Source organism: Enterobacter cloacae complex sp. XAL002, from assembly GCF_049236805.1.
Classification (GTDB): domain Bacteria; phylum Pseudomonadota; class Gammaproteobacteria; order Enterobacterales; family Enterobacteriaceae; genus Enterobacter; species Enterobacter intestinihominis.
In genome coordinates this window covers 120,581-132,234 of sequence record NZ_JBMKJN010000006.1, presented here as the reverse complement: position 1 = coordinate 132,234, position 11,654 = coordinate 120,581, and the positions used below count along the sequence as shown (strand labels likewise).

Below are 11,654 nucleotides of genomic sequence, written 5' to 3'. Positions count from 1 at the left end.
GCTATGCCTCAAAAAATGAGACAATAGCCCTTCAGGACGTTAGAACACAGGACAGACATGACCCAGTTACCGAAATTTACTGCCGCGCTTTTACACCCACGCTATTGGTTAACATGGTCAGGCATTGGCTTGTTGTGGCTAATTGTACAGCTGCCTTATCCCGTAATTTTCCGCATGGGTAAAGGACTGGGCCGCATTGCTCAACAATTTATGAAGCGTCGCGCCAGGATCGCGTATCGAAATCTTGAGCTTTGCTTTCCTCAGATGAGCGAATCTGAGCGTCACGACATGGTGGTTAAAAACTTCGAATCTGTCGGCATGGGACTGATGGAGACCGGTATGGCCTGGTTCTGGTCGGATAAGCGCATGGCGCGCTGGACGGAAGTGGCCGGAACCGGCATGGATCCGGTGCATAATCTCCAGGCCAACCAGACTGGCGTCCTGCTGATTGGCGTTCATTTCCTGACGCTCGAAATTGGCGCACGCATGTTCGGCATGCAGGCGCCGGGTATTGGCGTTTATCGTCCCAACGATAATCCGGTGATCGATTTGATCCAGACCAACGGACGCATGCGCTCCAACAAAAGCATGATCGACCGCAAAGACCTTAAAGGGATGATCCGCGCCCTCAAATCAGGTGAAGTGGTCTGGTATGCCCCGGATCATGACTATGGCCCGCAATCCAGCGTGTTTGTCCCGTTCTTTGCGGTGGAAGATGCGGCGACAACCACCGGGACCTGGATGCTGGCGCGGATGTCCAAAGCGGCTATCGTGCCGTTTGTACCGCGCCGTAAACCAGACGGTTCAGGCTATCAGCTCATCATGCTGGAGCCGGAACTCACGCCGCCACTGGATGATGCAGAAACCACCGCGCGCTGGATGAACGGCATTGTGGAGAAATGCATTATGCTCGCTCCCGAGCAGTACATGTGGCTGCATCGCCGCTTCAAAACCCGGCCTCAGGGCGTCCCTTCTCGTTATTAATCTGCATGCGGTCTTCCGGGCCGCAAGCTGTTTTAGCTTTAAAAGCTCCCCGTCATTGCGGCAATCATACCCCAGGCGCATAATTAGCAGGCTTATTACCTCACTGGTCACGGTGCCCTGCACCTCATTATGCGGATAGTTATGTCCTCCACAGATGCTCCCATAAACTGGAAACGCAACCTGACGGTTGCATGGCTGGGTTGTTTTCTTACTGGCGCCGCCTTTAGCCTGGTAATGCCCTTCCTGCCCCTCTACGTTGAACAGCTCGGCGTCACCGGCCATAGCGCACTGAATATGTGGTCCGGCCTGGTGTTCAGCATTACGTTCCTGTTCTCCGCCATTGCGTCGCCTTTCTGGGGTGGGCTTGCGGATCGCAAAGGCCGCAAAATTATGCTGCTGCGCTCCGCGCTCGGCATGGCGATCATAATGCTGTTGATGGGGGTGGCGCAGAATGTCTGGCAGTTCCTGATATTACGCGCGCTTCTGGGTCTGCTCGGGGGATTTATCCCCAATGCCAACGCCCTGATCGCAACCCAAATCCCACGCCATAAAAGCGGCTGGGCATTGGGTACGCTCTCCACTGGCGGCGTAAGCGGCGCACTGCTGGGTCCGCTGGCGGGCGGGCTGCTGGCCGACCATTACGGACTGCGGCCGGTATTCTTCATTACCGCCAGCGTGCTGTTCCTCTGCTTCCTCGTGACGCTTATCTGCATCCGCGAGAATTTCACGCCGGTAGCCAAAAAAGAGATGCTGCACGCCCGGGATGTGCTGGCCTCGCTGAAAAACCCAAAGCTGGTGCTGAGCCTGTTTGTGACCACCATGATTATTCAGGTGGCCACCGGTTCAATCGCGCCTATTCTGACGCTCTATGTCCGCGACCTGGCCGGCAACGTCAGCAATATCGCCTTTATCAGCGGCGTGATCGCCTCTGTTCCCGGCGTGGCCGCGTTGCTGAGCGCGCCGCGGCTCGGCAAGCTGGGCGATCGCATCGGCCCGGAGAAAATTCTGATCTGCGCCCTGATCCTCTCCGTCCTGCTGCTGATCCCCATGTCGATGGTGAACTCACCGTGGCAGCTCGGCGTGTTGCGCTTTCTGCTGGGCGCAGCGGACGGCGCGTTGCTTCCGGCGGTGCAGACGCTGCTGGTTTATAACTCCACCAACCAGATTGCCGGGCGTATTTTCAGCTACAACCAGTCGTTTCGCGATCTGGGTAACGTCACCGGGCCGCTGGTCGGCGCGGGGGTTTCGGCCAGTTTCGGTTTCCGGGCGGTCTTTATCGTGACGGCAGGCGTCGTGCTGTTCAACGCTGTTTATTCGTGGCTCAGCTTATCCCGGGCGCTACGCCCGGCGCGCATAACACAACATCGTGACGGCTAATTTTCGCATTCATACTTGCAAAATCACATAATCAGCTATTCTTTCCCTGAATACCTTCACGAAAAACAGGGAGACACCAATGACCATGTACGCCACGCTGGAAGAAGCTATCGATGCCGCTCGCGAAGAGTTCCTCGCCGATAATCCCGGCATTGAGGAAGAAGATGCTGACGTGCAACAACTCAATATCCAAAAATACGTCCTACAGGACGGCGATATTATGTGGCAGGCCGAATTCTTTGCTGATGAAGGTGAAGACGGAGAATGTCTGCCGATACTGAGTGGTGAAGGTGCGCAGGCGGTATTCGACGGCGACTATGACGAAATTGAGTTACGTCAGGAGTGGCTGGAAGAAAATACGCTGCATGAATGGGATGAAGGTGAGTTTCAGCTCGAACCGCCGCTGGATACCGAAGAGGGTCAGGCCGCAGCGGATGAATGGGATGAGCGATAAGCTCTCGTTACTCGTAAGGGCCGTGGCTGGCATCGATGGGCAGCAGTAGCGTGTCGAAAATGAGTGAAAACGGCAGATCGAGCACGGTGAGATAGCGCCATGCGGAATCGCGGACATCCCACTGTACGCCGGGGTAGTACTGATTCCCGTGGCCCTGTCCGGGGATGGTGCGGCTGATAATGCTGCCGCAGCCGCTGAGCAGGCATGCCATCATGACGACGATGATTACTTTCATTTCTGACCTCTAAAAAAATACCGGCCTCACAGCCGGTATTTTATTTGGCGGGTGGCGCTTCGCTTACCCGCCCTACTTAACAACTTACTTCGTCTTCAGGGCCAGCGGATTCAGCTTCACGTCCTTGTAGTAGTTCACCCACGAAGAGTATCTCTCCGGAGAAGTCCACACGCGGTAGTGAAGCCGTGCCATCGTCACCGGATCGCTCAACAGCACCAGACGACGGTCGCGGTTAAGCTTTTCTGGCGTCTCGTTCAGCGCCTGCTCAACGTGGCGATCGCGGGCGATCTCCAGCACCTGGCTGGCGCGGTGACGCGCAGTCGCCATCGCGGTTGCCAGCGCGTTGAATGACGGGTTAAACACGGCGTGCATAAAGCCATCATCCAGCGTGCGTTTGCGGTTCTGCTCCAGATAGGTATCGGTATCCACCAGCACCTGCGGCGGAGAATACTCTTCCGGGATCAGGAACAGCTTCCAGCGTTTGGTACGCAGGCCCACCGTAGAACGGCTGGAGATCACCGACACAAATGGCGACAGGATCAGCGAGAAGACGATTGGCGCCAGCCAGAACAGGAAACGCAGATCCAGCCAGGCCATACCAACGGCCCACACCAGGCCCAGCAGTAGCTGAGAGCCGTGGCGCATAAAGGCTTCACTCCATGGCGTAGAGTCATCGTCACGCTGCGGTGAATTCCACACCACTTCCCATCCCAGGAACGCGCTCACCACGAATACCGTGTGGAACAGCATACGCACCGGTGCCAGCAGGACCGAGAACAGCACTTCCAGCAGCAGTGAAAGGGTTACGCGGCAGAAACCACCGTACTCCTTCGAACCTTTACACCAGATCAGAATGATACTGAGCAGCTTAGGCAGGAACAGCAGCACCATGGTCGACGCGAACAGCGCAATCGCCAGCTCCGGACGCCACTGCGGCCACACCGGGAACAGCTGGCGCGGTTGCAGGAAGTACTGCGGCTCCGTCAGGGCATGCACAACCTGCAACGCGGTCGAGAGTGCCAGGAACATAAACCACAGCGGCGCAGACAGATAGGACATGACGCCCGTCAGGAACACCGCACGGTGAACAGGGTGCATCCCCTTCACCAGAAACAGGCGGAAGTTCATCAGGTTACCGTGACACCAGCGGCGGTCGCGCTTAAGCTCATCCAGCAGGTTCGGCGGCAGCTCTTCATACGAGCCCGGCAGATCGTAGGCAATCCAGACGCCCCACCCTGCGCGACGCATCAGCGCGGCTTCCACAAAGTCATGCGACAGAATGGACCCGGCAAACGATCCTTCACCCGGCAGCGGCGCCAGGGCGCAGTGCTCAATGAATGGCTTCACGCGGATAATGGCGTTGTGGCCCCAGTAGTGAGATTCACCCAGCTGCCAGAAGTGCAGACCGGCAGTAAACAGCGGCCCGTAGACGCGGGTCGCAAACTGCTGGCAGCGCGCATACAGCGTGTCCATACCGGACGCTTTTGGCGAGGACTGAATAATACCCGCGTTCGGATTGGCTTCCATCAGACGGACCAGCCCGCTCAGGCAGTCGCCGCTCATCACGGAGTCCGCATCCAGTACCACCATGTAGCTGTACTGGTTACCCCAACGACGGCAGAAGTCATCGATGTTCCCGCTCTTACGCTTAACACGACGACGACGACGACGGTAGAAGATCTGCCCTTCGCCCTGCACTTCAGCAATCAGCTCCATCCAGGCTTTTTGCTCTGCCACGCAGATATCCGGGTTGTAGCTGTCGCTCAGGATGTAGACGTCGAAATGCGCCGCGTTACCGGTCGCCTTTACGGACTCCCAGGTGGCACGCAGCCCGGCGAATACGCGGTCAACATCTTCGTTACAGATAGGCATGATCAGCGCGGTACGGTGCTCAGGATTGAGGGGTTCATCCCCGACCGTCGACGCGGAAATGCTGTATTTGTCACGCCCCATCAGCAGTTGCAGGAAGCCCATCAGCGCCGTCCAGAACCCGGCGGAGACCCAACAGAACAGCACGGCGAACAGCAGAAGGATGCCGCTCTGTAAAATATACGGCAGCAGCTGCATGAAGGAGACCCAGATATCCTGGCCAATCATGTCAGCAGGGTTAATCAATGCCCAGCCCTGGTACGGCAGAATAGTTTTCATGTACCAGGTGGCGACAACCGTCTGTGCCAGCGTCAGCAGCAGCAGAATGTAACGACGAATCGTTCCCACGGTACGCCATTTCTGCTCGGACGCCTGCTGTTCTTTGGTGAGACGTGACAGATAGCGCGGCGTCACGTCACGTCCACGCAGGCGATCCCAGAAGCGACCCACCGGGTTGGTGCGCCACGGATCGGGGAACATAGAGGAACGCGTGGCCTTCGGCATCGCCTGTAGCTGGTCACGCCCTTCGTCATCCTTGATTAACTGCCCTTCTGCCAGCGAGTCTGGCCATGCCTGCTCCAGACGTGCCTTCACTGACCCCAGCGGCGTATCATCATCACGGGAAAAGTGACGATGTTCACCATCCAGCGCGGTGTGAACCGCGCGGATGTCGCTCGCAGGGAGTGCCGCTTTTTCAATGTCCGTTAGCGGCATGGCATCAATATATTCAGATGTATTATTCATTGGCAGGTAGCTGATAGCTCCAGGTTTCACTCAGCGGCTTATCGTTACTGACCAGCGCGGCGCGCATTTCAGTGGTCTGTTTCGGATCTTTCACCTTCACGCGCAGGGTCAAACGCCACCCTTTGGTGACCGGATTGTAACGCACGGCGTTCTCAACGATTTCACCGTTATCGCCAATGCTGGCCTGTGCCGTCACGGCAGTATCCGGCGCCAGTTTTTTCATATCCTGCCCGGTGAAGTCCACGATAAATGCCAGCGTGCCATCCGGCTGACGAATCAGGTTGGACTGCTTCACGTCCCCCGTAGAACGACGCGTCTGCATCACATACGCGTTATCCGGTGCGTGCAGTTTGTCTTCGTCACGGCTGAAGGTGATCGCATACTTGAAGTTCATCTCTTTACCGGCTTCAGGCAGCTGATCCGGTGTCCAGTACGCCACGATGTTATCGTTGGTTTCATCATTGGTTGGAATTTCAACCAACTCAACCTTGCCTTTACCCCAGTCGCCTTTCGGTGTAACCCAGGCGCTTGGGCGCAGATCGTAGCGGTCGTCCAGATCTTCAAAGCGGGAGAACTGACGGCCACGTTGCAGCAGACCAAAGCCCTGCGGGTTTTCCATCGCAAAGCTGCTGACGGCGAGGTGTTTCGGGTTGTTCAGCGGACGCCAGATCCACTCGCCGTTACCAGCATGAATGGAAAGGCCATTAGAATCATGCAGTTGAGGGCGGAAGTTAGTCGCCGGAGACGGCTGATTCGGCCCGAACAGGAACATGCTGGTCAGCGGCGCGACGCCCAGTTTGCCCACTTTATCGCGCAGGTAAACTTTAGACTGCACGTCAACCACCGTGTCACGCCCTGGCATGATCACGAAGCGATAAGCGCCTGTCGCACGAGGGGAGTCCAGCAGCGCATAAATTGTCAGACGTTTGTCGGTTGGTTTTGGACGTTCGATCCAGAACTCGCGAAAACGTGGAAATTCTTCACCTGATGGCAGCGCGGTATCAATTGCCAGACCGCGCGCAGAAAGCCCGTATACCTGCCCCGCGCCAATCACGCGGAAGTAGCTGGCGCCAAGCATGCTGACGATTTCGTCGTTTTTATCTTTGCTGTTAATCGGGTAAAGCACCTTGAAGCCTGCGAAGCCGAGGTCTTTCACCGTGTCTTTATCGTGTTGCACATCGCCAAAATTGAAATAATCCGGGCTGTACTTGATTTTACGTACCGCGGTCGCCGTCACTTCATTGATGGCAACCGGCGTGTCGAAGTACATACCCTGGTGGTAAAATTCAAGCTTGAACGGGGTTTTAATATTGTTCCAGTACGCTTTATCGTGATTGAACTGGATCTGCTGATAGTCCGCGTATTTCATGTCGCGGAAAACGGAGGGCAGGTTACTTTTTGGCGCTTCGTAGCTCTTGCCCGCCATCGATTTAGCCTGTTTTGCGACATCATCGATGTTAAAGGCCAGTGCAGATGAGGTATACAGTGACAACAGCACTGCTACACCCAACCAACGCATTTTCATCATTTGTGGTTTATGTTTCATAATAAGTAAGCACTTCCCCCTTTGTGTGCTTATATCGATCCGATCCATTTTAATGGAAACTCAGGCAATCCGACAACATTATCACTGCTTTGTTCAGCTCGCTGGCTCATGGATTAAGCAAATGAAAGAACCCGCTTTTCACTTTGCGTGCTTATCCTGGAGACAGGGTGTCGGTCTTGGTGTAGGGTTGGCTCCGAATGTAACCATTATGAGCCTTAGGGATAAGGCGAAAAGTCTGAGAATGCGCAAAGTTATATGAGCACAACCCCTGTACAACGTGAATATTTCCTCGACTCGATCCGCGCATGGCTCATGCTATTGGGGATCCCTTTTCATATTTCACTGATCTATTCCAGCCACACCTGGCATGTGAACAGCCAGATGCCCTCCTGGTGGCTGACGCTGTTCAATGATTTTATCCATGCCTTCCGCATGCAGGTGTTTTTCGTCATTTCAGGCTATTTCTCTTACATGCTCTTCTTGCGCTATCCCCTCAAGCGGTGGTGGAAAGTGCGCGTGGAGCGCGTGGGCATACCAATGTTGACGGCCATTCCGCTGCTGACGCTGCCGCAGTTCATCATGTTGCAGCATGTTAAAGGCAAGGCGGAAAACTGGCCTAATCTCTCGTTCTATGAGAAATACAACACCCTGGTCTGGGAGCTGATTTCCCACCTCTGGTTCCTGCTGGTACTGGTGGTGCTAACCACGGTGAGTTTGCTGATCTTCAGTCAACTTCGCCAGCGCGCGAGCGCCGCAACCTCGACCTTCTTCGCCAACATCACCCTGGGCAAGCTGTCGCTGCTGTTTCTTGCGCTGGGGGTCGCGTATGCCGCCGTCAGGCGTACGCTACTCATTGTCTACCCTCCCATTCTGAGCGATGGGCTGTTTAATTTCGTGGTGATGCAGACCCTGTTCTACATCCCCTTCTTCCTGATTGGGGCGCTGGCATTTATTCATCCCCGGCTTAAAGCGCTGTTTACCACCCCCTCCCCCTGGTGTGCGGTGGGTGCTGCGCTGGCCTTTGCCGCCTATCTTCTCAATCAGCGCTTTGGCAGCGGGGACGCGTGGATGTATGAGACAGAGAGCGTGATAACGATGCTGATGGGCCTGTGGATGGTTAACGTGGTGTTCGCCCTTGGCCATCGTCTGCTGAATTTTAAATCAAGTCGCGTCACCTATTTCGTTAATGCTTCACTGTTTATCTACCTGGTCCACCATCCGCTGACGCTGTTTTTCGGGGCGTACATTACGCCGCATATCAAATCGAATGCGCTGGGCTTCTTCACCGGTCTGGTCTTTGTGGTTGGCATTGCCATCGTGTTGTATGAAATCCACCTGCGGATCCCGCTTTTGCGTTTCCTGTTCTCAGGCAAACCTCAGGTTAAAGCGGGATAAAAAAACGGCGCCTCCAGAGCGCCGTTTTTGCTTTTCAGACATCAAAATGCCTGGCTGCGCGCGGTCAAAAGCCGCTGATACAGGTCGGCGGTGTGCTCATCGAAACAGACAAAAATGACTTTTTCCGGCATGGGTTTGAGGGAAAGGTAGTGATAAACGGTATTCACGGCGATCGTAGCTGCCGCTTCCTTTGGATAACCGTACACCCCGGTGCTAATGGCGGGGAACGCCATGGTCTTATAGCCGTTATCTGCCGCAAGCCGCAGGCAGTTACGATACGCCTGCTCCAGAATCTCAGCCTCATGGCGGTCGCCACCGTGCCAGACGGGTCCAACGGTATGGATCACCGCTTTGGCCGGGAGATCGCCCGCAAGCGTAATAACAGCATGCCCCGGCGGGCACTCTCCCTGCTGCTGGCGCACGGTTTTGCATGCTTCAAGGAGCTGAGGGCCCGCGGCCCGGTGAATGGCACCATCCACCCCGCCCCCACCCAAGAGGGAGGAATTGGCTGCGTTGACGATCACGTCAACGTGCACCGTCGTGATATCGCCATGAATAACGTCGATTTGCGGTCTCATAAACACCCTCTGCAACCCGCCTTTTTCATCAGTGTATCGCAGAGGGAGAAGGAGAAAAACTGTCGCGAAAAAAATGGCGATTAACGGTAATCCACCTGAACGACCGCAAGCGTTTTCTTTTCATTCAGGTATTTCATGGTGACAGCGGCCAGCGCTGAGTGAGGATGATGGCCCCGGAGCGCCTCGTCATAACTGATGGTATGCGTTTTCATACGGTTATTTTCCGGGCAGGAAATTGCAAACTGCTGATGCCGGGGCGTGACTTCGCACGGGTCAGCGACCACCGCGCCACGAAAATGAATCACCCCACCATTCTCTATAGTTGCTGAATAAGCCGGAGAAAAAAAAGAGGACAGGATCAGTCCCAGACCAGAAATAATACACGCTGCGGATTTGAACATTATTTGTACTCCTCAATGAAATTCGTCCTTGAGGGGTAAAAACGCTCCGTTATGACGTATCAATTTAAGCAACCCGTTTGCTGGGTTCTTGATATCAGCATAGCTTACCTGTGCAGCGCCGCCACTTTATTAAATCATTGATTTTATGAATGATTAAAGCGTACTTGCCGATGCGTTCCACTGCTGTGATAAATGAAGCGATTTTCCATCGGAAACGGTGACGATTATTTTTACCGCATCCCCTGAGCGAATATTTAAACTGATTCGCGTTAAATCAATCGGCTGATTAGCGGGTATAAAAAGAGTATTTTTCTGCCGCGATGTACTTTGTCCCCCCTGCCCCTGTCGGACAGATAACACCTCAACCTGACATTCGCAGGCGTCTGCCAGCGTGACCTGAGGAATAATGGTTGTCACATTTGCCTGCTGTGAGGTACTGAACGTTATCTGGCTGGCAAGCGCGGCAAGGAGAATGAAGGTGCTCATGAGATCCTCCCGAAAAAAAACAGGGCGGATGCCCTGTTTTTTGGTACAGAAATGAATCAGTACTGGTGTGCGGTCGCGTTGTTGCCGAAGCCAACCTGGTGCACAGTCACCGTTGAGCCGGACGCTGTCTGGTCTACCGCTGCGCCGTTGCCGCCGCCGAACTGTTTCACGTTGATAACAGAGTCTTTGCTATTCCACTGGTCGATGGTGGCGCTGTTACCAAAGCCTTTTTGCAGCAGATCGATAGAACTGTCATCAGAGCCCTGGCCAACATCTGCGCCGTTACCACCACCATGCTGGGTAATGGTCAATTCAGAATCTCGGGCGTCCGTCTGCAAAGCAAGCGCGGAGTTACCGCCGCCGTACTGGTAAATGCTCAGGGTTGAGTCAGGGCCGTTATTGCCGCCACCCCAGCCACCACCGTGACCGCCGCCAAATTGTGGTACCGCACCTGCGAAAGCACTGCCAGAAACTACGATTGCTGCAATAACTGCCACTTTGAAAAGTTTCATGGTAAACCCCCATCGGATTGATTAAGGCGTCACACATCGCTAGCGTTGAATAACGCGAATAGCCATTTGCGACTGTCTCTGTACTACAACTGCTGTTTTCTGCGTACCATACTGCGTTATATTCGCCCTGTTACCCGAGCCTTTCTGGATAATCATGGCGGTGTTGCCAAAAGCGCCCTGCTTAATACTCGCATCGTTGCCGTTGCCGGTCTGATCGATATAAGCAAGGTTATACGTCCCTGACTGATCAACATTCGCGCGGTTATTCCCGCCCTCCTGGGAAATAACGGACAGCAATTTAGAACCGCCCTGGCGTACATCAGCATTATTTCCTGAACCCTGTTGACCAATAATGGCTGCCTGATTGTATGAAGCTTTACTTAATTCATTTATCGCAAAATTATATTCAGAACTGGCTAAATCTGAATCACCTGCGATTACAAACCCAGGCGCACCCAGTAATGTAAACATCATAAACAACGTTTTGTTTTTCATGCTGTCACCCTGGACCTGGCTATAAAAAAGGTATTCCTTACTCCGTTAACGCGATTCGTTTTGTTAACGCCGCGTTACGGAAAAGAGTATGTCTGCCGAAACATGTTTAATATCTCACCCGTGCGCCTTATTTTTATATTCCCCTTCACCTCAAAGTCGTAAATCTCGCCTGAAACGACGGGATACTCGCCTAAAGCAGAAACCAAAAATGACTTCCTGCGCTTGTACAACAGCGAGACAGGCTGTCCAACCTGTACCGGCTTCTTCAGACAAAAACGACAATGCCCTTTGTCACGCGCGTGACACGAAGCAAGTTTTCTTAAGAAAAAATTCCGGCTTAGGGAAGTCTTATGTTTTTAGCAGAGTTCATACTTTTTACCGGCTGGCTTACAATAATAAAAAACCAGATAATACAACTCATTATAATATGCCGTGTGGTTTTTAAAATCTGTGCACGTTTATACACCTGTACAACTTTCCCCTTATCTTAAAATCTATTACCCCTGCAAAATACACAAATAAATATCGAATTTTACATTCTGTTACACGATTAACACTTGCTTTAAAGTTTGCAATAG

At 53.9% G+C, this 11,654-nt stretch carries 12 protein-coding genes; 4 read left to right on the top strand and 8 right to left on the bottom strand.

Going from position 1 to position 11,654, the window contains the following annotated elements:
• The first annotated feature begins 57 nt into the window (after positions 1-57).
• The 3 genes from ACOT0L_RS07695 to ACOT0L_RS07685 all read left to right on the top strand — a co-directional run bounded on the left by ACOT0L_RS07695 (position 58) and on the right by ACOT0L_RS07685 (position 2,815).
• On the top strand, positions 58-984 hold the full coding sequence (locus tag ACOT0L_RS07695; RefSeq protein WP_032624488.1) for a Kdo(2)-lipid IV(A) acyltransferase: 927 nt from the start codon (positions 58-60) through the stop codon (positions 982-984).
• A gap of 141 nt (positions 985-1,125) precedes the next feature.
• A complete protein-coding gene (mdtG, locus tag ACOT0L_RS07690) occupies positions 1,126-2,361 on the top strand; it encodes a multidrug efflux MFS transporter MdtG (RefSeq protein ID WP_126502932.1) in 1,236 nt (411 codons plus the stop codon).
• A 79-nt stretch (positions 2,362-2,440) separates the two neighbouring features.
• Positions 2,441-2,815: a MysB family protein gene (locus ACOT0L_RS07685; RefSeq protein ID WP_003858026.1), complete on the top strand. Its 375-nt coding sequence runs from the start codon at positions 2,441-2,443 to the stop codon at positions 2,813-2,815.
• Positions 2,816-2,822: 7 nt separating this feature from the next.
• On the opposite strand, the gene ACOT0L_RS07680 is transcribed toward ACOT0L_RS07685, so the two are convergent.
• From ACOT0L_RS07680 to mdoG, 3 genes are all read right to left on the bottom strand, one after another.
• Complete coding sequence (locus ACOT0L_RS07680) at positions 2,823-3,050, bottom strand: YceK/YidQ family lipoprotein (RefSeq protein ID WP_003858030.1); 228 nt, start codon at positions 3,048-3,050, stop codon at positions 2,823-2,825.
• A gap of 84 nt (positions 3,051-3,134) precedes the next feature.
• Positions 3,135-5,663, bottom strand: coding sequence for a glucans biosynthesis glucosyltransferase MdoH (gene mdoH / locus ACOT0L_RS07675; RefSeq protein WP_022647707.1), 2,529 nt, complete (start codon positions 5,661-5,663; stop codon positions 3,135-3,137).
• Positions 5,656-7,209, bottom strand: a complete 1,554-nt coding sequence (gene mdoG / locus ACOT0L_RS07670; RefSeq protein WP_032622136.1) for a glucans biosynthesis protein MdoG — start codon at positions 7,207-7,209, stop codon at positions 5,656-5,658. Before mdoG ends, mdoH begins: the two co-directional genes overlap by 8 nt.
• 255 nt (positions 7,210-7,464) lie before the next feature.
• Between mdoG and mdoC the strand changes: the two genes are divergently transcribed.
• Positions 7,465-8,604, top strand: a complete 1,140-nt coding sequence (gene mdoC, locus ACOT0L_RS07665; protein ID WP_022647705.1) for a glucans biosynthesis protein MdoC — start codon at positions 7,465-7,467, stop codon at positions 8,602-8,604.
• 41 nt (positions 8,605-8,645) lie between these two features.
• Here mdoC and ymdB read toward each other — a convergent pair whose 3' ends face one another.
• The 5 genes from ymdB to csgB form a co-directional block, all read right to left on the bottom strand.
• Complete coding sequence (gene ymdB / locus ACOT0L_RS07660; RefSeq protein WP_022647704.1) at positions 8,646-9,182, bottom strand: O-acetyl-ADP-ribose deacetylase; 537 nt, start codon at positions 9,180-9,182, stop codon at positions 8,646-8,648.
• An 80-nt stretch (positions 9,183-9,262) separates the two neighbouring features.
• Positions 9,263-9,583 (bottom strand): type 1 fimbrial protein, encoded by a 321-nt coding sequence (locus ACOT0L_RS07655; protein ID WP_022647703.1) that lies wholly within the window; start codon positions 9,581-9,583, stop codon positions 9,263-9,265.
• Between the two features lie 153 nt (positions 9,584-9,736).
• A complete protein-coding gene (gene csgC, locus ACOT0L_RS07650; RefSeq protein WP_032624493.1) occupies positions 9,737-10,069 on the bottom strand; it encodes a curli assembly chaperone CsgC in 333 nt (110 codons plus the stop codon).
• Positions 10,070-10,125: 56 nt separating this feature from the next.
• Positions 10,126-10,581: a curli major subunit CsgA gene (gene csgA, locus ACOT0L_RS07645; protein ID WP_003858043.1), complete on the bottom strand. Its 456-nt coding sequence runs from the start codon at positions 10,579-10,581 to the stop codon at positions 10,126-10,128.
• A gap of 39 nt (positions 10,582-10,620) precedes the next feature.
• The gene (gene csgB / locus ACOT0L_RS07640) at positions 10,621-11,076 is read right to left on the bottom strand and encodes a curli minor subunit CsgB (RefSeq protein WP_023299774.1); all 456 of its coding nucleotides are present in this window, start codon (positions 11,074-11,076) and stop codon (positions 10,621-10,623) included.
• Positions 11,077-11,654: the final 578 nt, after the last annotated feature.